This is a genomic window from Azospirillum halopraeferens DSM 3675, assembly GCF_000429625.1.
Taxonomy (GTDB): Bacteria; Pseudomonadota; Alphaproteobacteria; order Azospirillales; family Azospirillaceae; genus Azospirillum; species Azospirillum halopraeferens.
The window spans coordinates 76357-98853 of record NZ_AUCF01000001.1 but is presented as its reverse complement, the minus strand read 5'-3'; the positions used below and the strand labels follow the sequence as shown (position 1 = coordinate 98853).

Below are 22497 nucleotides of genomic sequence, written 5' to 3'. Positions count from 1 at the left end.
GCGCTTCGCACAGCCGGCCCGCCCGGCCGTTTGGTAGAGTGCCGGCCATGGACGACACCCTTTCCCGCACCGCCCCCGGCGCCTACGCCGGCGCTCCGGCGTCGCTGAACGGCGCCACGCCCGAGTACCGCACGCCACCCCACAACGAAGAGGCGGAGCAGGCGCTGCTGGGCGCCATCCTGGTCAACAACAAGGCGTACGAGAAGGTCGGCGATTTCCTCAAGCCGCCCCATTTCTACGATCCCGTCCACCAGCGGATCTTCGAAGCGATCGTCAAGATGATCGACCGGGGGCAGATCGCCAACCCGGTGACCCTGAAGTCCTACTTCGAGAACGACCCGGCGCTGGCGGACGAGGGCGGGGCCAGCTATCTGGCGGAACTGGCGGCCAACGTGGTCACCGTGATCAACGCCGGCGACTACGGGCGCACCATCCACGACCTGTTCCTGCGGCGGCAGTTGATCGAGGTCGGGACCGACATGGTGAACGAGGCGTTCCGCCACGACCTCGACAGCTCCGCCATGGACCAGATCGGCGAGGCGGAGAAGCAGCTCTTCGACCTCGCCTCGACAGGCGAGGTGCAGGGCGGCTTCGTCTCCTTCTCCGAATCGGTGAAGGTGGCGATCGAGATGGCGGAGACGGCCTTCCGCCGCTCCAGCCATGTGACCGGCGTCACCACCGGCCTGATGGACATCGACCGCAAGATGGGCGGTCTGCACCCGTCGGACCTGGTCATCCTGGCCGGCCGCCCCTCCATGGGTAAGACGGCGTTGGCCACCAACATCGCCTTCAACGCCGCCAAGGCCTATATGCGCTCCAGCGGGCAGGAAGGGGCGTGCGTCGGCTTCTTCTCGCTGGAAATGTCGTCCGAACAGCTCGCCACCCGCATCCTGGCCGATGAGACGCAGGTCCCCGGCGACAAGATCCGCCGCGGCGAGATCCGCGACACCGACTTCCCCAAGTTCGTCCAGGCCAGCCAGGAACTGGCCCGCGTCCCCTTCTACGTGGACGACACCCCGGCCCTGTCGGTGGCGGCCGTGCGCACCCGTTGCCGGCGCCTGAAGCGCACCCAGGGTCTGGGGCTGGTGGTGGTGGATTACCTGCAGCTCCTGCGCGGCTCGTCCTCGCGCGGGTCGGAGAACCGGGTGCAGGAGATCTCGGAGATCACCCGCGGCCTCAAGGCCATCGCCAAGGAGCTGGACCTGCCGGTGCTGGCGCTCTCCCAGCTCAGCCGTGCGGTGGAACTGCGCGAGGACAAGCGCCCGCAGCTCGCCGACCTGCGCGAATCGGGCTCCATCGAGCAGGACGCCGACGTGGTCATGTTCGTCTTTCGCGAACAGTATTATCTGGAGCGCGCCGAGCCGAGCCGCCGCCCGGACGAAAGCGACGACAAGTTCAACGACCGCTACCAGCGCTGGCAGCAGCGCCTGGGCGAAGTCCACAACACCGCCGAGGTCATCCTGGCCAAGCAGCGCCACGGCCCCATCGGCACGGTGCGGCTGTTCTTCGACGGTCAGTTCACGAAGTTCGGTGATCTCGACCAAAGGCATGATGATTTCGCCAATGAGTGACGCACTGCAACGGGCCGGGGCGGTTCTGACCATCGACCTCGACGCCATCGCCGACAACTGGCGCCGGCTGCGCGACCGGGCCGCCCCCGCGGCCTGCGCCGCCGTTCTCAAGGCCGACGCCTACGGGCTTGGCGCGGCCCGTGTGGCGCCGGCCCTGCGCGCCGCCGGCTGCACCACCTTCTTCGTCGCCCACCTGGACGAGGCGCTGGCTCTGCGCCCCCTCATCCCGGATGCGGAGATCCTGTCGCTGGGCGGTCTCCCGGCGGGAGCGGAGGGCGTGTTCGTCGAGGCCCGCATCATCCCCGTCCTCAACCACCTCGGAGAGATCACCGCATGGGGCGCCTTCGCCCGCGGGTTGGAGGTGGCGCTACCCGCCGCGGTGCACGTCGACACCGGCATGAATCGCCTGGGACTCGGCCCCGATGAACTGGCGGTGCTGGCGGCCACGCCGGACCGCCTGGCCGGCATCAAGGTGCGCCTGTGGCTCAGCCACCTCGCCTGTGCCGATACCGCAACGCCGATGAACACCGCGCAGCGGAACCACTTCCGCGCCGCCGTCGCGAGCCTGCCGGCGGCCCCCGCCAGCCTGGCCAATTCCTCGGGCATCTTCCTCGGTCCGGACTTCCACTTCGATCTTGTGCGCCCGGGCTGTGCCCTGTACGGCGTCAACCCGACCCCCGATTCGATCAATCCGATGAACGGCGTCATGCGCCTGGACGCCCGCGTGCTCCAGGTCCGCAGCGTTGACAGCCCTATGACCGTTGGCTACGGTGCCACTCACCGCGTTGCAGGGAGTGGCAGGATTGCAACAATCGCAGTGGGTTACGCCGACGGCTACCTGCGCGCGCTCAGCGGGCGCGGGAGCGTGTACGTCGGCGGTGTGCCGGCGCCGGTGGTCGGGCGGGTGTCCATGGACCTGGTGACCGTGGACGTCTCGGCCCTGCCCGAAGAAGCCGTCGCTCCCGGCACGCTGGTGGAGGTCATCGGCCCCCACCGCCCCGTCGACACCGTCGCGGACGAGGCCGGCACCATCGGCTATGAGATCCTGACGTCGCTCGGCCCGCGCTATCACCGGGTCTACACGGGCGGCGCGCCGGGAGGGTCCGCATGGGGTTCCTAGCCGCCATCGGGCGGGCGTTCCTGGTCTTCCTCGGGGCGACGGGCAACGTCGCCATGTTCACGGGGATCGCCGTCTCCCACTGCCTGCGGCCGCCGATCTATCTGCGCCAGGTCCTGCGGCAGATGATCGACATCGGCTACTACTCGCTGCCGGTGGTCGGGCTGACCGCGCTGTTCACCGGCATGGTGCTGGCGCTCCAGAGCTATTCGGGCTTTGCCCGGTTCCAGGCGGAGGGTGCCATTGCCACCGTGGTGGTGCTGTCGGTCACGCGCGAGCTGGGGCCGGTGCTGGCCGGCCTGATGGTCGCCGGCCGCATCGGCGCCGCCATGGCCGCCGAGATCGGCACCATGCGGGTGACCGAGCAGATCGACGCCCTCTCCACCCTGTCGACCAACCCGTACAAGTACCTGGTGGTGCCGCGCCTGATCGCCGGGCTGACCATGCTGCCGCTGCTGGTGCTGGTCGCCGACATCATCGGCGTGTTCGGCGGGTTCCTGGTCAGCGTCTACCGGCTGGGCTTCAATCCCGCCTCCTACATCTCCCGCACGTGGGAGTTCCTGGAGCCGGTGGACGTCATCTCCGGTCTGGTCAAGGCCGGGGTCTTCGGATTCATGATCGCGCTGATGGGCTGCTATTTCGGCTACCGGTCGCGCGGCGGTGCCCAGGGTGTCGGGCAGGCGACGACCAACGCGGTGGTCGCGGCCTCGATCCTCATCCTGGTGTTCAACTATCTCATCACCGGCATCTTCTTCTCGGACAAATGACCGAAACGCCCAAGATCGCGCTGGCCGGCGTGCACAAGAGCTTCGGCCCGAAGACGGTGCTGAACGGCATCGACCTGGAGGTCGCCAGGGGCGAGTCGCTGGTGATCATCGGCGGCTCCGGCACCGGCAAGTCGGTGATGCTGAAGTGCATCCTCGGCCTGCTGCATCCGGACTCCGGCTCCATCAGGGTCGACGGGCGCGAGACCACGCGCCTCAACTCCCGTGACAGAGAGCGTCTGCTGCACAAGTTCGGCATGCTGTTCCAGGGTGCCGCCCTGTTCGACAGCCTGCCGGTGTGGGAGAACGTGGCGTTCGGCCTGATCCAGGGCGAGCACATGCCCCGTCCCAGGGCGCGCGACATCGCCGTGGCCAAGCTGGGCGCCGTCGGCCTGGGGCCGGAGGTGGCGAACCTGTCGCCGGCGGAACTGTCGGGCGGCATGCAGAAGCGCGTGGCCCTGGCCCGTGCCATCGCCGACGAGCCGGAGATCATTTTCTTCGACGAGCCGACGACCGGGCTCGACCCGATCATGGCCGACGTCATCAACGAGCTGATCGTGCAGTGCGTGAAGGACCTCGGCGCCACCGCCGTCACCATCACCCACGACATGGCGTCGGCGCGCAAGATCGCCGACCGCATCGCCATGATCTATCAGGGCCGTATCATCTGGACCGGCCATGCCAGCGACATCGACGATTCCGGCAACCCCTATGTGGACCAGTTCGTCCATGGCCGCGCCGACGGACCGATCCGCATGCAGATCCGCGCGCTGTGATCGGCGGGACCGGCCCGGCCCGCAGGGCCGGGCCTGTGCCGGCCGTCAGTTGAACAGGTAGCCGAGCCGCGCGCCGGCGATGTTCATGCCGCCGTTGCCCTCGTTTCCGATGTTGGCGTTGGACATGTGGGCGTAATAGACGCCGACGGTAAAGCGGTTGTCGAAGGCGTAGCCGATCTCGATCGCCTCGCGGAACAGCCAGGATGTCCCCAGCGCCTCCTCATGGGTGTTGGTATACACCGCGCCGTAGGGTTCCCGGCTGCCGCAGCCGGCGGACATCTCGGCCGCCGTGCAGGGCCGGGACTCGCGCTTCAGGTTGCCGTCGTGCAGCGCGAGGCCGAAGCTGGGGGTGATGTAGAACCCGCTCTCGAACGGATAGGTCCAGGCCAGGCCGGCGTAGACGTAGTTCGTGTGCCCTTCGGTGTTCAGCGAGCCGCCGATCATGCCGCGCGGGTTGGCCAGCACATGCAACAGCTTGGTCTCGAACTCCCAGATCGGAATGGGGGCCGTCAGCACCTCCAGCGTCAGGTCGAGGGTTTCGCTGCCATCATGGTCGTGCTCGATGTCGTGCGCGGAGGCACCGAGCCGCAGTTCCCACCCCGGGAGACCATGAGCCCGGGCGCTGTCCGCTTTCGCTGCGGCGACCGGGAATGCGGCCGCTGCCACGGCCAGCCCGGCTATCGCCATGCCCTTTGCAATTCGTTCCATAATCCCTCTCACCGCTTGGGTCACCCGGAAAGGTTGGCCCCGATCGTACGGTGCCCGAACCGTAGCACGGCCCGCGCGTCCCGTCTCCGTCCGGTCGTGGACACACCGGTCCGCCGCCGCACCTCTTCACCGGAGCGCGGCGCAGCGGCAACAGCGTTCCCGATCCGCCACACTCACGTGCAACCTCCGACAGCATCCCTGGCCAAAGCGATACGAACACTTGGCGCTCCGCACGGTCCGGCTTATACCGAAAGGGGCGGTATGTGTACGGACGTATGATGGCGTCCAGCCGCGCCAGGAGAGCCGGAGTGCCCGACACCGTGACCGACTCGCAGGACTCTCCCGTCGACTCCGGATGTCGATCGTCCGATGGCGGCCGTCCCGCCGGGGTCCTGAGCGCCGTCTTCGTCCTGGTTCTGCTCGCCTCCGGCGGGGGATGGTACGTGGTGTCCTCCGTCGGCCGGGACGCGGCGCCCCGCACGGTGGTCGCCGCCGTGGAAGGGGTAGCGCCACAGCCGGAGCCGATGCCGCCGCTGCGCGTCGAACCGATCGCACACACACCGGCGGTCACTGCACCGATTCCCGCCGTCAAGCCCGACCGCGAGCCGGAGCCGCCACAGACGGGCTCGCCACCGGAATCGGAACCGCAGCCGGAGCCCGTTCCGGAGCCCCCATCCCCGCCGCTCACGCACGACCGCGAACCGGAGCCGGAACCGAAAGGGGAAGCGGAAGCAGCGCCGCTCTTCCCGGCTGAACCGGTCGAACCGGTCGAACCGGAGCCGGTCGCCCCTGCGGTGGCTGCCGTCGAGCCCGACACCGCCCCCCCTCTCCCGGAGACCGCTCACCCGGAGACCGCTCCCCCGGAGGCTGCTCCCCCGGATGCCGAAGCGCATCCCGCCGAGCCCAACCCGGAGCCCGGCCTGCCGGAACCGCCACCGGCCAAACCGCCGGTACCGCCCCCCCTGCCGCCCCTGGCGGCGGAGGTGGAGCGGGTGCTGGCCGGTCTGGGCGACGTCCGTTGCGCGGCGCTCAGCGTCGAGGCGGCGGACGGCGCCCTCGCCGTGTCCGGGACGGTGACCAGCGACGCCGACCACGCCCTGATCGTCAGTCTGGTGGAAAAGGGACGCCGGGAGGTGCCGCGCCGCGTCGACGTGGCGGTGGCCGCCCGCACCCTGTGCGATCCGCTGCTGGCCATCGAGGGAGCACGCGCCGCCAACGCCGGACGGGCGGTCCCTCTCGCCGTCACCGCGCCAACCCCGAACGCACGATTCCCGGAGGGCGACGAGCTGCTGCTCGACGTCCGCGTTCCCGACATGGACGGGCACCTGTCCGTCACCTACTTCACCATCGACGGCACCGTGGTCCACCTGTTGCCGAACCCGTTGCGGCCGGAAGTTCCGGTTGCCGCCGGCGAGACCCTGCGCGTCGGCGGGCGCCGGGAAGGACAGCGGTTCTGGACCGTCGGCCCGCCGTTCGGGCGGGAACTTGTGGTGGCCATCGTCAACCCGGCGCCGTTGTTCGGCACCGAACGGCCGGAGGTGGAGCCGGCGCCCCGCTTCCTCGCCGATCTGCGGACGGCGCTGGCCGATCACCCCGACGCGGTCGCCTCGGCCCTGTTCATCACCACGGTGCCACGGTAACCGGCCGCATCAGGCGGTGGTGGCGGCGGTGACCCGCGACAGCACGACCGTGACGTTGTCGTGTCCGCCCGCGTCGTTGGCCAGGTCGACCAGGCGGCTGCACGCCGCCGCCGGATCCGTGCCGCCGGCGGCGCTCAGCACGTCGGCGATCACGGAATCGGGCACCATGCCGGTCAGACCATCCGTGCACAGCAGCAACACGTCGCCCATGCGCAGGTCGAGCACGGCAACGTCCGCCTCGGTGTCCGGCGCGGTGCCGAGCGCGCGGATGATGATGTTGCGCTGGGGGGCGGGCCCCCGGGCGCCGCTGTCGAGCCAGACCTGATAGAGGCTGTGGTCGCGGGTCACCTGGCGAAGGTCGCTGCCGCGCAGGCGGTAGAGCCGGCTGTCACCGGCATGGAATACCACCGCCTTGTCCAGCCCGGCCATGTGCCACAGTCCGACCAGCGTGGTTCCCATGCCACGGCCGACGGGAAATCCGCGGTCCCGGTTCAGCGCCAGCAGCCGGCGGTTGGCCAGGTCGACGGCAGAGCGGATGATGGCCACCGCGTCGTCGACCGCGGACAGGGGCCGCGCCTGAGCGGCGAACTCCTCGACGAACTCGGTGATGGCGTCCACGGTGGTGCGGCTGGCCACGTCGCCGCCGGCATGGCCGCCCATCCCGTCGCAGACCAGAGCCAACCCGATCTCCGGCCGGAGGCCGAAACAGTCCTCATTGCGCGACCGTGTGCGTCCAACGTCGGTCCGGCCGGCCGAAACCAGGTGAAGGGAGGGGGGATGTGGCATCGGCACGGGCTTCCCTGGCGCGCGGGCGCATGGCGTCGGATGGGCGGAGACGGCGGAACCGCGGGGTGATGCGCAACCGGCCCGCGCGCCGATCATGGCCCAAGCACCCGCGGCGTGACAACGCCGTTGCGTCGGCGCACTGCCCTATGGGAACGGCGGCACGGTGCCGCGGGCGCACCAGCGCCGCCACAGGGCCCGGTAGGCACGTTCCAGTTGGTACGCCTTGCGGCGGCCGTCGACGATGGAGGACGCGAGAATGCGCCGGCGCAGGTCGGCGCGCACTGCGGCCAGCCCGTGCGGCTGCGCCGCGGCCCGGCGGGCGATTGCGATGGCGTCCGCCTCCGACCCGGCGACGAACCGGCCGAGGTCAAGCTGCTCCAGCAGCGACCGCGACCAGCGGCTGACCATGGTGTCTCCCGGCAGGGTCAGCACCGGGACGCCCATCCACAGGGCCTCGAACGTGGTGGTGGAGCCGCAGAAGGGGAACGGGTCGAGCGCCAGATCGACACCGCGATAGAGGGCGAGATGGTCGGCGCGCTCCGCCGCCGCACCCGGGAACAGGACGCGGCCCTCCGCCACCCCGTGGCGCGCGGCGATGTCCAGCACCCGGCGGCGCAGGCCGCCGTCGGCGTAGACCGCCTTGTACTTCAGGACCAGCCGCGATCCCGGCACCGCCGCAATCACCCGCGCCCACAGGTCGAACACCCCGTCACCGGTCTTGGCCGGGTTGTTGAAGCTGGCGAACGTCATCCGGCCGAGCGTCAGGGCCGGCAGCGGCCCCGGTTCCGGCTGATCGGGCAGCGGCGCGTGGGTGTAGTAGCGCGGCAGGCGGAACACCCTCTCGACGAAGCGTTCCGGCGACCCACGGGGTGCCAGCACCGGATCGGCCAGCAGCGCATCGGTGGCCGCCAGACCGCTGGTCGCCACGTCGTGGAAGGACACCTGGACCGGTGCCGCCCGGTGGGCAGCCACCAACGGGCGGTTGCGGTCGAATCGACCGGCCAGGGTGACCAGCACGTCCACCCCGTCCGCCCGCATCCGCCCGGCGATTGCCGCGTCGTCGAGACCGCCCGCGTCGCACCAGCCGTCGGCCAGGCGCCGGAAGCGGTCGGTCACCGCGTCGGGACAGGCGACGTCGGCGTAGCACAGCACCTCCACCGCCTCCCGGTCGTGGGCGGCCAGCACCGGCTCCAGATTGCGCGCCACCGGATGGTCGCGGAAATCGCCGGACAGGTAGGCGACGCGCAGACGTCGCGCCGGGTCCGGAGGGTTGGCGTGGCGAAACTCCGCGGCGGCGGCCGGAACGGAGCGCGCCGCCAGCTCCCGGTGGCCCTCGAACCGCTCCGCCGGCGTCAGGGCCGGGTCGTAGACCAGGGCCACCTGCGCGCTGCGGTAGGCGACGGGATCCGCGGGCGCCACCCGGGCGGCGCGCAGGGCCGCGACCGTCGCCACCCCGGGGCGACCCAGCGCCCGTTCGGCGCTGGCCAGGACGCACCAGCCCTCCACCCGCGCCGGGGCATCGGCAAGGACACGGCGCAGCAAGCCGACCGCCCGCCCCGGCCGGCCGTGCTCATGCCAGGCCAGTGCCAGGGCGAAGGCGACGTCGGCGGTATCCGGGCTCAGCGCCAGGGTGCGACACAGCGCCGGCAGCCGCCCGGGCGACCCCGTCAACGCCTCCGCCAGGGCGTGCCAGGCGGCGGCCCGGCCCGGCTCCAGGGCGAGAAGACGATGGAGCGGAGCCACCGCCTCGGCCCGCCGCCCGGCTTCCAGCAGACCGGCGGCGCGGTCCGACAGGGCCGCCGCCGTCTCCTCGCCGCGGCCGGCGCACCGGGCGCGCCACAGGGAGCGGTAGGCCGCCTCGACGCTGCGGGCGAAGGCGGCGCCGTCGGACAGGGGGGTGGCCTTCATCCGCGCCCGCAGCGTCTGCCGCAGCTCCGCCAACCGCTCGGGCGACCGCGCCAGCCGGACGGCGGCCGCCACGTACCCGTCCCGGTCGGTAGCGGCCGCGTCGTCCAGGCCGACCATGCCCAGCAGGCTGGCACCGTAGCGGTCGAGCACCCGGCGCCCGGCCAGGGTGACCACAGGGACCCCCATCCACAGGGCCTGCGCCGTGGTGGTCACCCCGCAGTAGGGAAAGGTGTCGAGCATCACGTCCACGTCACGGAACGCGGCGTAATGGTCGTACAGCGACGCCGTCGGCCCCCGCACCTCAATCCGATCGGCGGCGATGCCGTGGCGCCCGGTCAGCACGGCGCGCAGCCGCGCTTCGGCCTCCGGCGCCGCATCCATGGCCTTGACCACCAGACGGGACCCCGGGACGGCTGTCAGTACACGCGCCCACGCCTCCTGCACCGCCTCCCCCACCTTGGCGAACTGGTTGAAGCTGGCGAAGGTGATGTGGCCGCGCCGCAGCACCGGTGGCGGCGCCGGATCGGGCGTGGCCATCAGCGGGTCGAAATGGTAGGCGATCGGCAGGCGGACCAGCGTCTCCGCGAACGCCGCCTCTCCGCCCGGTGGCACCAGGGCGGCGTCGACGAGCAGCGCATCAACCGCCGCCATGCCGGTGGTAGACATCACCGGGAAATGCACCTGCACCGGTGCCGGACGGTGCGCAAGCGCCAGCAGGCGCAAACGCGGCGACGGGAAGCCGGTGCCGTCCACCAGCACGTCGATGCCATCGGCGGCAATGCGCGCCGCCAGCGCCGCGTTGTCGAGATCGGCCACCGGCACGAAGCGGGCGGCAGCCCGGCGGTAACGGTCCATGATCGGGTTGTCGAGGTTGCGGCTCGCGGCATACACCACCGCTTCCACCGCGGGCCCGTGGTTTTCCACCAGCGGCAGGGCGGTGAAGTCGTGGGTCAGCAAGCCCTCGCAGAGATAGCCGACGCGCAGCCGACGCTCCGGATCGGGGTCGCGCACCGGAACGGGCGGTTCCGGCCGGTCCGCGTACCGCACGGCCCAGGCACGGGCGGCGGCCAGCAGATCCGCCGGCGGCGCGTCGGTCAGGTTGAGGGCGAGGATGGCCCCCGCGGCGACGGCCGCATCGGGCACCAGCCGCGCCGCGCGCAGCCGCGCCACCACGGCGCGCCAGGGCTGCGCCGCCTTTTCCCGCACGACCGCGAGCAAACGCAGCGCGCCGGCGTCGTCCGGGCGCAGCAGCAGCGCCGTCTCCAGGCACGCGGCGGCGGCGGCGGGGCGGCGCAGCCCGGCCAGCAGTTCCCCCCGCGCCGTCCACGCCACCGGATCGAGAGGCTCCAGCGCCAGCACTGCGGCCACGGCGGCCTCTGCCTCCGCCGGACGGTCGAGCCGGCGCAGCAGATCGGCGAGGACGCGCCGGGTCGCCGCGTCGCCCGCGTCCAGCCGGGCCGCCCGCCGCAGGGGCTCGACCGCATCCGCGCTCCCGCCCTCGGCCAGGGCATGGCCCATGTTGTGGTGGGCCGCCGTGTGGTCCGGCTGCAGGGACAGCGCCCGCCGGTAGGCGGCGACGCTCCCGTCCGTACGCCCGGCGGCCCGGAGCGCCATGGCCTCGTACGCGTGGGTCCGGCCATCGAGCGGGTCGAGGCGTACGGCCCGCCGCAGAGCCGGCACGGCGTCGCCGGCCGGACCCGCGCCGAGCCGGAGCCGGCCGAGAGCCCGCCACGCCTCCGGCTGGTCCGGCATCACCGCCAGGACGCGGGACAGCACGGCCGCGGCCGCGTCGGGCCCTTCCGTGGCCAAAAGCTCCGCCGCGGCAAGCCCATCGACGGTCCGCGCCGGGTCGAGCGCGAAGACACGCGCCAGCGCCCGCCCCGCCTCGGCCGGGCGGCCGGCGGCGCGCAGGGCGCCGGCCAGATTGACGTGATAGTCGATGGTTCCGGGGGCGCGGGCGACCGCTGCGGCGATCAGGTCCACCGCGGCGATGGCCCGCCCGGTCTGGGCGTGGAGAACGCCCAGCAGGTGCAGCGCGTCACACTGCTCCGGATCGGCCTGCAGGATGCGGCCATAGAGGATCTCCGCCTCCGCCAGCCGCCCGGCCTGGTGGTGGTCGAACGCGATGAGCAGCGCTTCCCGGATCGTCGCCATGACCGGCATCCTATCCGGCCGGCTGCGGCGGCGGAACGGAATCCGTCGGGGTTTTACCCGGTGGCGCGCTGCGCGTCCGCCGCCATCCGGGCCCGGAAGGCACGAACGATCAGGTCCGCCACCCCGTCAAGCGGCACGAAGTGATCGGTGTTGATGACCAGGTCGTACTGCAGCGGGTCGTTGTTCGACACCTTGAACAGCTCCGTGTGGAAAGCGGCGCGCTGGTGGTTGATGGTCCGCACCTCCTCCAGGCGGGCCGGGATGGCGCCGGAGTCGCCGCCGGCCAGCCGGCGGGCGCACGCCTCCTCCGAACCGACGATGCGCACCCGCAGGCAGGGAACACCGTATAGCAACAGGTGGGCGCCCCGCCCGACGATGACGCCGCCGTGGCGGGCGATGCCCTTGACCACGCGGGTCAGGGTCTGCTCGTACTCCGGCAGCGGATCGCTGAGCCCCAGCAGGCTGGCGAACAGGAACGCCCCGCCGCGCGCCGGCACCTTTTCGTCCAGGGTGCGCATCAGCGCCTTGTCGGAGCGCGCCTCCGCCACCACCCCGTCGATCAGTTCACGGTCGTAGCAGGGCACCCCCAGCGCCTCGGCGACCCGGCGGGCCACCTCCTCGCCGCCCGCCCCGTGGTCGCGGGCAATGGTCACGACGGGCGGCGGCGGCCGGTCCGGCCGGGACGACTGATAGTCGTCCGCGGCGAGGAAGGCGAGAAACGACCGCAAGGTCTCCCTTGTCATGACAGACCTCCCATTGCGTGGCAGTGGACGGCGTCACTCCGGATGCAGGTCGGCGGTGCGGCGGCGGCGGGCCGCCGCGGCCACGGCCATCAGCGCGTCCTCACCGACCTCCGCGGCGGTGAGGGCGCAGTCGGCGTCGAGCACGCGAACGTCCCGCAAGGCGAAGCCGTCCAAATCGTCCAGCGCTTCGAACGCGACCTCGGCCTGGTGGCTTCGGGCGCGATGACCGTCGAGATCGACGGTCCAGGTCAGGCGCGTGTGCATGCGGTGCTCCTCCAACGGGGGTGGAGCGGGGCGTACGCTCAGTGCGGCTTTCCGGTCAGGGCGTTTGCCGTCATCTCCGCGTACAGGTCCAGCGTGGCGCGCAGCGCGCGCATCGCCTGCGCGTGGTCGCGCTCTCCGGGCCGGTAGAACCGATAGGTGTCGATGATGTCGTCGACGGCGTGCAGGCACCGCCGCCGCCGCCGGTCCCACTGGCCCACATCGGCGTCGGCAATGGCGTCGCGCAGACGGATCAGGTGCGACAGCGCACGCTCGCTGTCACGCCCGGCATCGGTGACGAAACGTTGCACGAGAACCTTCGCATCCATGGCGTACCACCCCACATCGTTGCCCGGCCGTGGCGCCGAGTCGACGGGACGCGTCCTGTCCCGGGCGCGGGCCGGCGGCTGGCCGCGGGCCCATCGGCTAGTCCTTGAGCCGGATGCCGTTTTCGTTATCACACGGGAGAATCTACGCCCGCCCCTGCGACCCGTCAACGTCGAGGGGGTTGTATGACGGCGCTACCGGACGGTGCGCCCTGCGTCATATTGACAGAGGCCTTCCGGCGACCCCGCCCATTCCGTGCGTACGGACGGGGCGCCGGTGGCGGCGGTGATCAGAACCGCAAGGTGCGCGCCTGCACCACACCGGGAAGGTCGGCGATCGTGCCCAGCAGCGCCTCGTCGATGGACTGGTCCACCGACACCAGGGCGATGGCGTTCGCCCCCGGGGCGGTGCGCCCCAGATGGAACGAGGCGATGTTGACGCCCGCATCGCCCAGGGTGACGCCCAGGCGGCCGATGAAGCCGGGCTTGTCCTCGTTGCGCACGAACAGCATGTGCGGCGACAGCTCCGCCTCGATGGGCACCTCGTCGATGAGGACCAGCCGCGGCCGCTCACCCCCGAAGAGGGAACCGGCGACGCAGCGCCGGCGCTGCTCGCTGTCCACCACCACGCGGATCAGGGTGTGGTAATCGCCCTCGCCTTCCCGCTTCACCTCGGTGATGGCGATGTTGCGCTCGCGGGCGATCACCGGTGCGTTGACCATGTTCACGGAATCGAGCAGCGGGGTCAGCAGGCCCTTCAGCACCAGACCGGTCAGCGGGCGGGTGTTCAGTTCCGCCACATGGCCTTCGTATTCGATGGTGATGCCGCGCAGGCCGGACTGGGTGATCTGCCCGGCAAAGCTGCCGAGCTGCTCCGCCAGCGCCATGTAGGGGCGCAGCTTCGGGGCATCCTCGGCCGAGACCGACGCCATGTTGAGGGCGTTCACCACCGCCCCGGTCAGCAGGAAGTCCGACATCTGCTCGGCCACCTGGAGCGCCACCTTCTCCTGCGCCTCGGTGGTGGAGGCGCCGAGGTGCGGCGTGCAGATGACGTTGTCCATGCCGAACAGGATGTTCTGCTTGGCCGGTTCCACCGCGAAGACATCCAGCGCCGCGCCGGCCACATGGCCGGACTCCAGCGCCGCCTTCAGCGCCTCCTCGACGATCAGTCCGCCGCGGGCGCAGTTGATGATGCGCACACCGGGCTTGCAGCGGGCCAGCCGCTCGGCGTCCAGCAGGTTCTTCGTCTGCTCGGTCATCGGCGTGTGCAGCGTGATGAAGTCGGCCCGCGCCAGAAGCTCGTCCAGCTCCACCTTCTCCACACCCAGGTCGGCGGCCCGTTCGGCCGACAGGAAGGGGTCGAAGGCGACCACCTTCATGCGCAGCCCCAGCGCCCGCTCCGCGACGATGGAGCCGATGTTGCCGCAGCCCACCACGCCCAGCGTCTTGCCCGTCAGCTCCACGCCCATGAAGCGGTTCTTCTCCCACTTGCCGGCGTGGGTGGAGGCGTTGGCCTGCGGGATCTCGCGGGCCAGGGCGAACATCAGAGCGACCGCGTGCTCCGCCGTGGTGATGGAGTTGCCGAAGGGCGTGTTCATCACGACCACGCCCATCTGGGTGGCGGCCGGTACATCGACGTTGTCGACGCCGATGCCGGCGCGCCCGACGACCTTCAGGTTGCGCGCGGCGGCCAGCACGTCGCGCGTGACCTTGGTGGCCGAGCGCACGGCCAGCCCGTCATAGTCGCCGATGACGGCCTTCAGTTCGTCCGCGGACAGGCCGACGCGCACGTCGGCCTCGATCCCGCGTTCGCGGAAGATCTCGACGGCGCGCGGGCTCAGGGAGTCGGAAATCAGGACCTTCGGCATGCATTCCCCCGGGGGTTTCTGGTTCGTCGGGTGCCGCGGCCCCGCCGCCCACGGTCGGGGCGGCGGGGCCGAAAGGGACGGGTCAGGGTCAGGCTTTGGCCAGGTCGCCCTTCACCGTCGCGAAGGCCCAATCGAGCCACGGCAGCAGCGCCGCGATGTCCGACTCCTCCACGGTGGCGCCGCCCCACACCCGCAGGCCCGGCGGGGCGTCGCGGTAGCCGGCGATGTCGTAGGCCACCCCTTCCTTCTCCAGCAGGGCGGCCAGCTTCTTCACGGCGTCGGCCTGGCCGGCGGCGTCCAGGCCGGTGATCGCCGGGTCGACGATCGTCAGGCAGATGGAGGTGCAGGAGCGCGCCGCCGCATCCCCGGCCAGGAAGCCGGCCCAGGCGGACTCCTTCTGCCATGCCTCGATGCGCTTCAGGTTCGCCTCGGACCGGCGGATCAGTTCGGGCAGGCCGCCGATGGACTTCGCCCAGTTCAGCGCGTCGATCTGGTCCTCGACGCACAGCATGGACGGGGTGTTGATGGTCTCCGCCTTGAAGATGCCCTCGATCAGCTTGCCGCCCTTGGTCAGGCGGAAGATCTTGGGCAGCGGGCGGCCGTGCTGGAACGTCTCCAGCCGCTCCACCGCGCGCGGGCTCAGCACCAGCATGCCGTGCGCAGCCTCACCGCCCAGGACCTTCTGCCAGGACCAGGTGACCACGTCGAGCTTGCGCCACGGCAGGTCCATGGCGAAGACGGCCGACGTGGCGTCGCAGATCGCCAGCCCCTCGCGGTCGTCGGCGATCCAGTCGCCGTCGGGCACGCGCACGCCCGAGGTGGTGCCATTCCAGGCGAAGACGACGTCGCGCGTGCGGTCCACCTGCGCCAGGTCCGGCAGCGCGCCGTAGGGAGCCTCCAGCACGCGGACGTCGGGCAGCTTGAGCTGCTTGGTGATGTCGGTCGCCCACTCCTTCGAAAAGCTCTCCCACACCAGCACGTCGACGCCGCGGGCCCCCAGCAGCGACCACAGGGCCATTTCCACGGCGCCTGTGTCCGAGGCGGGGACGATGCCGATGCGGTAGTCGTCGGGGATGCCCAGCACCTCCCGGCTCAGGTCGATGACCTGCTGCAGCTTGCCCTTGCCCAGCTTGGAGCGGTGCGAGCGGCCGAGGCACGCGTCGCTCAGCGCATCCAGCGTCCAGCCCGGCCGCTTGGCGCAGGGGCCGGAGGAGAAGTTCGGGTTCGTCGGCCGGGTGGTCGGCTTCATGAGTCGCTCTTCCTCGAATAGACGGTGCGACCGGTTGGGCGGTCGCGGCCCGCCGCGACGATAGGCCGGGCGAAACAGGCGGTCAATGCGGCCCCGGCGCGCCGATGTTTTGTTGCGCTGCGGTGCGACGATTGGTGCCAGACGACACAAATCACGCGCAATCAGTGTTGTTTCTCATATTTTACAAGTATCGCGTTGACATTGCCCGGCCAATGCCCATAATGCATTGCTCATATTCCAGGAAAAGAACGGGGCTAGAGACATCATGGACGTCCGCGACGGTTTCGTCGGCACCATCGGCAACACGCCGCTCATCCGGCTTGACGGCCCGTCGCGGGCGACGGGCTGCGAGATCCTGGGCAAGGCGGAGTTCCTCAACCCCGGCGGTTCGGTGAAGGACCGCGCTGCCCTGGCCATCATCCGCGACGCCGAGGCACGCGGCGTCCTGAAGCCGGGCGGCACCATCGTCGAGGGCACGGCCGGCAACACCGGCATCGGGCTGGCGCTGGTCGGCAACGCACTGGGCTACCGCACCGTCATCGTCATGCCGGAGACGCAGAGCCAGGAAAAGAAGGACATGCTCCGGCTCATCGGCGCCGACCTGCGCCTGGTGCCGGCGGTCCCCTACAAGGACCCGAACAACTACGTGCGCTATTCCGGCCGGTTGGCGGAAGAACTGGCGGCGACCGAGCCCAACGGGGCGGTGTGGGCCAACCAGTTCGACAACGTCGCCAACCGGGAGGGCCACCGGTTGACCACCGGCCCGGAAATCTGGGAACAGACCGGCGGGCGCGTCGACGCCTTCACCTGCGCCGTCGGCTCCGGCGGCACGCTGGCCGGCGTCGGCCTGGCGCTGAAGGAGCGCAACCCGGATGTGCGAATCGTCCTGGCCGATCCCATGGGGGCGGCCCTGTACAGCTATTACAAGACGGGAGAGCTGAAGTCCGAAGGCTCCTCCATCACCGAGGGAATCGGTCAGGGCCGGATCACCGCCAACCTGGAAGGCGCTCCCGTCGATGACGCCATCCGGGTGCCCGACGAGGAGGCTCTTCCGGTGATCTTCGACCTGATCAAGTCCGAGGGGCTGGTGCTGGGCGGGTCCTCGGGAATCAACATCGCCGCGGCGATCCGCGTCGCCCGCGACCTCGGCCCCGGCCACACGGTGGTGACCATCCTGTGCGACGGGGGGCAGCGTTACCAATCGAAGCTCTTCAATCCCGCGTTCCTGCGTGAGAAGAATCTGCCGGTACCCGACTGGCTCGATTCCTGACAGCAAGAACGAGGCTTCATGGACCCGATCTTCCGAGAGGACGCCTACGCGCGCTCCTGCACCGCCGTGGTCACCGGCGTCGACGAGCGGGGCATCCGCCTGGACCGCACCGTGTTCTATCCCACCGGGGGCGGGCAGCCCGGCGACACCGGCGTGCTGCGCCACCCCGGCGGGACGGTGCGCATCGTCGACGCGGTGAAGGGCGACGGCCCCGACGACGTCATCCACGTGCCGGAGTCGGGCGCTCCCCTGCCCGCACCGGGCGCGGAGGTGACGGCCGAGATCGACTGGGAGCGCCGCCACCGCCACATGCGCATGCACACCGCCCTCCACCTGCTGTGCGCGGCGGTGCCGGGATCGGTCACCGGCGGCCAGATCGCGGCGGACAAGAGCCGGCTGGACTTCAACGTCCCCGCGGCCAGCCTGGACAAGGATGCGATTACCGCCGAACTCAACCGGCTGATCGCCGCCGACACCCCCGTCGGCACCCGGTGGATCACGGACGAGGAGATGGCGGCCCAGCCGGACCTGGTGCGCACCATGTCGGTGAAGCCGCCGACCGGCAGCGGCCGCGTGCGCCTGCTCGACATCGGGGGCGTCGATCTGCAACCCTGCGGCGGAACCCACGTCGCCCGCACCGGCGAGATCGGCGCGGTCGAGGTGGTGAAGATCGAGAACAAGGGCAAGCAGAACCGGCGCGTCGTCATCGCGCTGAAGGACTGATCGCCCGCCCCGCTGCCGGAGAACCCGACCATGACCACCCCCACCCTGCCCGGTGCGCTCGTCAGCCCCGCCTGGCTGGCCGAGCATCTGCACCACCCCCGCGTCCGGATCGTCGACGCCACCTGGGCCATGCCCGGGACCGCCGCCACCCATCCGCGCGACGACTTCACCGAGGAGCACATCCCCGGTGCCGTCTTCTTCGATATCGACGCCATCGCGCGTCCGGGCACCGACCCGCTGCCCCACATGCTGCCCACGCCCGGCGATTTCGCGGCCAAGGTCGGCGCCCTGGGCATCGGCAACGACGACGTGGTCGTCTGCTACGACACCCACGGGCTGCAGACCGCGGCGCGGGCGTGGTGGATGTTCCGCGTCTTCGGCCACGACCGGGTGGCGGTGCTGGACGGCGGCCTGCCGGCGTGGCAGGCGGCGCGCCTACCGGTGACCGGCGGTCCGGCGAAGCCGGAGCCCAAGGCGTTCGCCGCGCAGTTCCGGCCGGAACTGGTGCGCTCGCGCGAGCAGATCCTGGCCAACATCGCGGCGAAGGCGGAGACGGTGATCGACGCCCGCAACCAGCCGCGATTCGAAGGCACCGTCGACGACCCGTGGAAGGGCCGGCGCCGCGGCCACATCCCCGGCAGCCGCAACCTGCCCTTCACCGAACTGCTCGACCCCGTCACCAAAACGGTGCAGCCCCTTCCCGTGCTGAAGGCGGCGTTCGAGCGCGCCGGCGTGGAGCCCGGCAAGCCGGTGGCGGCGTCCTGCGGCAGTGGCGTCACCGCCTGCGTGCTGGTGCTGGGCCTGCACCTGCTGGGCCGGACCGACGTCCCCGTCTATGACGGGTCGTGGGCCGAATGGGGGCTGCCCGGCGATACACCGACCGAAACGGGACCGGCGCAGCCGTGACCGCCGTTCCCCCCGGCCGCCTGTCGGTCATCGTCACCTATCTGGAGATGACGGCGCCGCCGGCCCACGCTCCTCTGCCCCAACCGGACGGCGACGTCCGGCTGGTGCGGGCGAACCCGCCCACCGTGTCGTTCTACCGCTACCTGTACGACACGGTGGGCGAGCCGTGGCTGTGGCACGAGCGCCGGCGGATGTCCGACGCCGATCTCGGCCGCATCGTTCTCGATCCGCGGGTGGAGGTGCACGTCCTCTATGTGGACGGCACGCCGGCCGGCTATGCCGAGATCGACCGGCGGGGACGGCCGACGACGGACCTCGGCTATTTCGGGCTGATCCCGGACTTCATCGGCCGCCGCCTCGGCCCCTGGCTGCTCGACCGCGCCATCCGCATGGGGTGGGAGGGGGGGACGACGCGGCTGACGGTCAACACCTGCACCTTCGACCATCCCAAGGCCTTGCCGCTCTACCGCAGCATGGGCTTCCGCCCGGTCCGCCACGTCTCGCGCGTGGTCGACGACCCGCGGGTGCAGGGCTGGCTGCCGCGCGGGGCAGCCCCGCACGTGCCGATCGTGGAGTGATGGACATAGCCCTCCCTCGTCTCCGGCGAGGGAGGCGGTCACTGCTTTACGCCAGGATCTCTCCCAGTGCCGCGACCAGGGCGCGGTTTTCGTCCTCCTGGCCGACGGTGATGCGCAGACAGTCGGGCATGCCGTACTCGGCCACGGTCTTGACCAGGATGCTGCGCCGCGCCAGATGCTCGACCACCGTCGCCACCCCGAGCGAGGGGTCGGTGGGCACCCGCACCAGGATGAAGTTGCACACGCTGGGATAAACGCGCAGGCCGAGCTGCTGCAGCTCGGCGGTCAGCCAGGGCAGCCATTGGGCGTTGTGGGCCAGGGTGCGTTCCTCGTGCTCATCGTCGCTCAGCGCGGCGACGGCGGCGGCCTGGGCCGGAACGGACACGTTGAAGGCGCCGCGCACCTGGTTCAGCACGTCGATCACCCCGGTCGGCCCATACCCCCAACCGACCCGCAGCCCGGCCAGGCCGTGCAGCTTGGAGAAGGTGCGCACCATCAGGACGTTGTCGGCGCTGTCCACCAGGTCGATGCCGCAGGTGTAGTTGTTGCGCCGCACATACTCGGCATAGGCCGCGTCGATGACCAGCAGGGTGTGGGACGGCAAGCCGGCGCGCAGGCGCTGCACGGCGTCGGCGGCGATGTAGGTGCCGGTCGGGTTGTTGGGGTTGGCGAGGTAGCAGATCTTCGTGCGGTCGGTCGCCAGCTCGATCATCGCTTCCACATCGACGACCATGTCGCGTTCCTTGGCGATCACCGGCGTGGCGCCGGCGACGCGGGCCGCCTTCTGGAACCCCTGGTAGCCGTTCTCGTGGCACAGGATCTCGTCCCCCGGCCCCGCGTAGGCAAGGCAGGCAAGCTGGATCAGCTCGTCCGAGCCGGCGGCGCAGACGATGCGGTCGGGGTCCAGTTCGAAGGAGCGGGCGATGGCCCGGCGCAGGGCCACCTGAAGAGAATCGGGATAGCGGTGGATCTGCCCGGCTGCGAGGCGGTAGGCGTTGATGGCCTTCTGGCTGGGCCCCAGCGGGTTGACGGTGAGCGACAGGTCGATCCACGACCGGTCGTCACCCTCGGGATGGGCCGGCCGGTAGGGTTTGATCTGGCTCACGCCGGACCGCGGCGACAGCAGCTCCATGGACGAACTCCGAGGTGTGACCCAAGCCCCCGCGGGGGATTGAACGGCGCGCCATTCAACCCCAATCCGCGGGCCTTCGCCAGCGTTCCGTGGCCGGACCGCTCATTCCGGCGGCATCAATGGCTGAGGATCTGGCTGAGGAACAGCCGGGTGCGGTCCGACTTCGGGTTGGTGAAGAAGAGGTCGGGGGTGTTCTGCTCGACGATCTCACCGCGGTCCATAAAGATGACGCGGTCGGCGACGCTCTTGGCGAATCCCATCTCGTGGGTGACGCAGAGCATCGTCATGCCCGACGACGCCAGCCCGACCATGACGTCCAGCACCTCTTTGACCATCTCCGGGTCGAGGGCCGAGGTCGGCTCGTCGAACAGCATGATCTTGGGCTTCATGCACAGGGAGCGGGCGATGGCCACCCGCTGCTGCTGCCCGCCGGAGAGCTGGCCCGGATACTTGTGCGCCTGGTCGGCGATCTGCACCCGTTCCAGGTACTGCATCGCCTCGCTCTCCGCCTCCTTCTTCGGACGGCGGCGCACCCAGATGGGAGCCAGGGTGCAGTTTTCCAGCACCGTCAGGTGCGGGAACAGGTTGAAGTGCTGGAACACCATCCCGACTTCGCGGCGCACCAGCTCGATGTTTTTCAGGTTGCCGGTCAGTTCGATGCCGTCGATGACGATGCGGCCCTTCTGGTGCTCCTCCAGCCGGTTCAGACAGCGGATCAGCGTCGACTTGCCCGAACCGGAGGGGCCGCAGATGACGATCCGCTCGCCGCGGCGGACGCTGAGATTGATGTCCCGCAGCACGTGGAATTCGCCGTACCATTTGTGCACGCCGGCACAATGGATGATCTCGGCGTCTTCGGCGTACGCGTGCCCATTGGTTTCAGTCACGGCCATGGCAGCAAAACCCTCCTAACGCCGGCGCATGCGGTTCAGGTCCTTTTCCAGCCACTGGCTGTACTTGGACATGAAATAGCAGAAGGCCCAGTAGATGAGCCCGATGAACAGATAAGCCTCGCGGTAATAGCCGCGCCAGGCCGGATCGGTCAGCGCCGCCTTGGCCGTGCCCAGCAGGTCGTAGAGGCCGATGATGATGACCAGCGAGGTGTCCTTGAAGAAGCTGATGAAGGTGTTCACCAGCGGCGGGATGGAGATGGCGAGTGCCTGCGGCAGGATGATCTTGCCCATCTTCTGCCAATAGCTGAGCCCCAGACCGTCGGCGGCCTCGTACTGGCCCTTGGGGATCGCCTGCAAACCGCCGCGAATGGCCTCCGCCATGTAAGCGGCGGCGAACATGATGAAGGCGATCTGAGCCCGCAGCAGCTTGTCGATGGTGACGCCCGTGGGCAGGAACAGCGGGAACATCACCGACGCCATGAACAGCAGGCTGATCAGCGGCACGCCGCGGATCAGCTCGATGTAGGCCACACAGATGGCCTTCACCGCCGGCATGTCCGACCGGCGCCCCAGCGCCAGCAGGATCGAGATGGGAAAGGCCACCGACAGGCCGATCACCGACAGGATCAGCGTCAGCGGCAGACCGCCCCACAGGGTGTTCTCCACGTAGGTGAGGCCGAACACGCCCCCCCACATCAGAACCCCTGCCGCCACCAGCCCGGCCAGCCACACCAGGCCGAACCACGGCTTCCAGAAGCGGCGGTCACAGCTCGCCCCCAGCAGCAGGATGAACAGGGCCACGGTCGCCAGCGGCCGCCATTGCTCGTCATAGGGATAGGTGCCGAACAGGATGAAGCGCAGCTTCTCCCGCACGAAGCCCCAGCACGCACCCGTGGCCTCGCGGCACATCTCGGACGTGGCGCCGAAGCCCGCCGCGTCGATGACCGCCCACTCGATCAGGGGCGGCACCGTCCGGATGATCGCCCAGGCGATCAGGATGGTGAGGATGGCGTTGTACCAGGTGTTGAACAGATTGGCGCGCAGCCAGGCCAGCGGCCCGACGACGGTGCTCGGCGGCCGTTCCCCGGCCGCGAGGGGGGTGGTGTCCGCGTTCCCGCTCATGG

General features: G+C 70.4%; 20 protein-coding genes. 9 read left to right on the top strand and 11 right to left on the bottom strand.

What is annotated here, in order from left to right; genetic code table 11:
- Positions 1 to 47 precede the first annotated feature (47 nt).
- Genes G472_RS0100470 through G472_RS0100455 form a run of 4 tightly spaced genes read left to right on the top strand, consistent with a single transcriptional unit; the run spans position 48 to position 4228 of the window.
- On the top strand, positions 48 to 1571 hold the full coding sequence (locus tag G472_RS0100470; RefSeq protein WP_051340086.1) for a replicative DNA helicase: 1524 nt from the start codon (positions 48 to 50) through the stop codon (positions 1569 to 1571).
- Entirely contained in the window at positions 1564 to 2691 is a 1128-nt protein-coding gene (gene alr / locus G472_RS0100465; RefSeq protein ID WP_035690592.1) for an alanine racemase, read from the top strand. Before G472_RS0100470 ends, alr begins: the two co-directional genes overlap by 8 nt.
- Positions 2679 to 3455, top strand: a complete 777-nt coding sequence (locus G472_RS0100460) for an MlaE family ABC transporter permease (protein ID WP_029006776.1) — start codon at positions 2679 to 2681, stop codon at positions 3453 to 3455. Before alr ends, G472_RS0100460 begins: the two co-directional genes overlap by 13 nt.
- Complete coding sequence (locus G472_RS0100455; protein ID WP_029006775.1) at positions 3452 to 4228, top strand: ABC transporter ATP-binding protein; 777 nt, start codon at positions 3452 to 3454, stop codon at positions 4226 to 4228. The genes G472_RS0100460 and G472_RS0100455 overlap by 4 nt, the downstream gene beginning before the upstream one ends.
- Before the next feature lie 45 nt (positions 4229 to 4273).
- Here G472_RS0100455 and G472_RS0100450 read toward each other — a convergent pair whose 3' ends face one another.
- Entirely contained in the window at positions 4274 to 4936 is a 663-nt protein-coding gene (locus tag G472_RS0100450; RefSeq protein ID WP_084536347.1) for an acyloxyacyl hydrolase, read from the bottom strand.
- 308 nt (positions 4937 to 5244) lie between these two features.
- Between G472_RS0100450 and G472_RS36615 the strand changes: the two genes are divergently transcribed.
- A complete protein-coding gene (locus G472_RS36615; protein ID WP_051340084.1) occupies positions 5245 to 6576 on the top strand; it encodes a DUF4384 domain-containing protein in 1332 nt (443 codons plus the stop codon).
- A gap of 9 nt (positions 6577 to 6585) precedes the next feature.
- Here G472_RS36615 and G472_RS0100440 read toward each other — a convergent pair whose 3' ends face one another.
- From G472_RS0100440 to G472_RS0100410, 7 genes are all read right to left on the bottom strand, one after another.
- The gene (locus G472_RS0100440; protein WP_245593346.1) at positions 6586 to 7257 is read right to left on the bottom strand and encodes a protein phosphatase 2C domain-containing protein; all 672 of its coding nucleotides are present in this window, start codon (positions 7255 to 7257) and stop codon (positions 6586 to 6588) included.
- A 249-nt stretch (positions 7258 to 7506) separates the two neighbouring features.
- Entirely contained in the window at positions 7507 to 11424 is a 3918-nt protein-coding gene (locus G472_RS0100435; RefSeq protein WP_169732759.1) for an O-linked N-acetylglucosamine transferase, SPINDLY family protein, read from the bottom strand.
- Between the two features lie 53 nt (positions 11425 to 11477).
- Positions 11478 to 12167 (bottom strand): cytidylate kinase-like family protein, encoded by a 690-nt coding sequence (locus tag G472_RS0100430; RefSeq protein WP_084536346.1) that lies wholly within the window; start codon positions 12165 to 12167, stop codon positions 11478 to 11480.
- A gap of 33 nt (positions 12168 to 12200) precedes the next feature.
- Positions 12201 to 12431 carry a hypothetical protein gene (locus tag G472_RS0100425; protein WP_029006770.1) on the bottom strand — a complete coding sequence of 77 codons (231 nt, stop codon included), beginning with the start codon at positions 12429 to 12431 and terminating at the stop codon, positions 12201 to 12203.
- A 38-nt stretch (positions 12432 to 12469) separates the two neighbouring features.
- Positions 12470 to 12757: a hypothetical protein gene (locus G472_RS0100420; RefSeq protein WP_029006769.1), complete on the bottom strand. Its 288-nt coding sequence runs from the start codon at positions 12755 to 12757 to the stop codon at positions 12470 to 12472.
- 287 nt (positions 12758 to 13044) lie between these two features.
- Entirely contained in the window at positions 13045 to 14622 is a 1578-nt protein-coding gene (gene serA, locus G472_RS0100415; protein ID WP_029006768.1) for a phosphoglycerate dehydrogenase, read from the bottom strand.
- 88 nt (positions 14623 to 14710) lie between these two features.
- Entirely contained in the window at positions 14711 to 15871 is a 1161-nt protein-coding gene (locus G472_RS0100410) for a phosphoserine transaminase (RefSeq protein WP_029006767.1), read from the bottom strand.
- A gap of 265 nt (positions 15872 to 16136) precedes the next feature.
- Here G472_RS0100410 and G472_RS0100405 point away from each other — a divergent pair, with 265 nt between their 5' ends.
- Genes G472_RS0100405 through G472_RS0100390 form a run of 4 tightly spaced genes read left to right on the top strand, consistent with a single transcriptional unit; the run spans position 16137 to position 19348 of the window.
- Entirely contained in the window at positions 16137 to 17141 is a 1005-nt protein-coding gene (locus tag G472_RS0100405) for a cysteine synthase A (protein WP_029006766.1), read from the top strand.
- A gap of 18 nt (positions 17142 to 17159) precedes the next feature.
- Positions 17160 to 17864 carry an alanyl-tRNA editing protein gene (locus G472_RS0100400; RefSeq protein WP_029006765.1) on the top strand — a complete coding sequence of 235 codons (705 nt, stop codon included), beginning with the start codon at positions 17160 to 17162 and terminating at the stop codon, positions 17862 to 17864.
- Positions 17865 to 17894: 30 nt separating this feature from the next.
- Complete coding sequence (sseA, locus tag G472_RS0100395) at positions 17895 to 18770, top strand: 3-mercaptopyruvate sulfurtransferase (protein WP_029006764.1); 876 nt, start codon at positions 17895 to 17897, stop codon at positions 18768 to 18770.
- Positions 18767 to 19348, top strand: coding sequence for a GNAT family N-acetyltransferase (locus G472_RS0100390; RefSeq protein ID WP_029006763.1), 582 nt, complete (start codon positions 18767 to 18769; stop codon positions 19346 to 19348). The genes sseA and G472_RS0100390 overlap by 4 nt, the downstream gene beginning before the upstream one ends.
- Before the next feature lie 46 nt (positions 19349 to 19394).
- Here the strand turns inward: G472_RS0100390 and hisC are convergent, their stop codons facing one another.
- The 3 genes from hisC to G472_RS0100375 all read right to left on the bottom strand — a co-directional run bounded on the left by hisC (position 19395) and on the right by G472_RS0100375 (position 22495).
- Entirely contained in the window at positions 19395 to 20480 is a 1086-nt protein-coding gene (gene hisC / locus G472_RS0100385) for a histidinol-phosphate transaminase (RefSeq protein WP_029006762.1), read from the bottom strand.
- A 116-nt stretch (positions 20481 to 20596) separates the two neighbouring features.
- Complete coding sequence (locus G472_RS0100380; RefSeq protein ID WP_029006761.1) at positions 20597 to 21373, bottom strand: amino acid ABC transporter ATP-binding protein; 777 nt, start codon at positions 21371 to 21373, stop codon at positions 20597 to 20599.
- A 15-nt stretch (positions 21374 to 21388) separates the two neighbouring features.
- Positions 21389 to 22495 carry an amino acid ABC transporter permease gene (locus G472_RS0100375; protein ID WP_029006760.1) on the bottom strand — a complete coding sequence of 369 codons (1107 nt, stop codon included), beginning with the start codon at positions 22493 to 22495 and terminating at the stop codon, positions 21389 to 21391.
- Between the last annotated feature and the right edge of the window lie 2 nt (positions 22496 to 22497).

Bases quoted from the DNA above. Each gene is read 5' to 3' on its own strand.
- G472_RS0100380 (WP_029006761.1), bottom strand. From the start codon at position 21,373: ATGGCCGTGACTGAAACCAATGGGCACGCGTACGCCGAAGACGCCGAG.
- G472_RS0100375 (WP_029006760.1), bottom strand. From the start codon at position 22,495: ATGAGCGGGAACGCGGACACCACCCCCCTCGCGGCCGGGGAACGGCCG.
- sseA (WP_029006764.1), top strand. From the start codon at position 17,895: ATGACCACCCCCACCCTGCCCGGTGCGCTCGTCAGCCCCGCCTGGCTG.
- serA (WP_029006768.1), bottom strand. From the start codon at position 14,622: ATGCCGAAGGTCCTGATTTCCGACTCCCTGAGCCCGCGCGCCGTCGAG.
- G472_RS0100400 (WP_029006765.1), top strand. From the start codon at position 17,160: ATGGACCCGATCTTCCGAGAGGACGCCTACGCGCGCTCCTGCACCGCC.
- G472_RS0100460 (WP_029006776.1), top strand. From the start codon at position 2,679: ATGGGGTTCCTAGCCGCCATCGGGCGGGCGTTCCTGGTCTTCCTCGGG.
- alr (WP_035690592.1), top strand. From the start codon at position 1,564: ATGAGTGACGCACTGCAACGGGCCGGGGCGGTTCTGACCATCGACCTC.
- G472_RS0100420 (WP_029006769.1), bottom strand. From the start codon at position 12,757: ATGGATGCGAAGGTTCTCGTGCAACGTTTCGTCACCGATGCCGGGCGT.
- G472_RS0100455 (WP_029006775.1), top strand. From the start codon at position 3,452: ATGACCGAAACGCCCAAGATCGCGCTGGCCGGCGTGCACAAGAGCTTC.
- G472_RS0100435 (WP_169732759.1), bottom strand. From the start codon at position 11,424: ATGGCGACGATCCGGGAAGCGCTGCTCATCGCGTTCGACCACCACCAG.
- hisC (WP_029006762.1), bottom strand. From the start codon at position 20,480: ATGGAGCTGCTGTCGCCGCGGTCCGGCGTGAGCCAGATCAAACCCTAC.
- G472_RS0100450 (WP_084536347.1), bottom strand. From the start codon at position 4,936: ATGGAACGAATTGCAAAGGGCATGGCGATAGCCGGGCTGGCCGTGGCA.
- G472_RS0100470 (WP_051340086.1), top strand. From the start codon at position 48: ATGGACGACACCCTTTCCCGCACCGCCCCCGGCGCCTACGCCGGCGCT.
- G472_RS0100430 (WP_084536346.1), bottom strand. From the start codon at position 12,167: ATGACAAGGGAGACCTTGCGGTCGTTTCTCGCCTTCCTCGCCGCGGAC.
- G472_RS0100410 (WP_029006767.1), bottom strand. From the start codon at position 15,871: ATGAAGCCGACCACCCGGCCGACGAACCCGAACTTCTCCTCCGGCCCC.
- G472_RS0100405 (WP_029006766.1), top strand. From the start codon at position 16,137: ATGGACGTCCGCGACGGTTTCGTCGGCACCATCGGCAACACGCCGCTC.
- G472_RS0100425 (WP_029006770.1), bottom strand. From the start codon at position 12,431: ATGCACACGCGCCTGACCTGGACCGTCGATCTCGACGGTCATCGCGCC.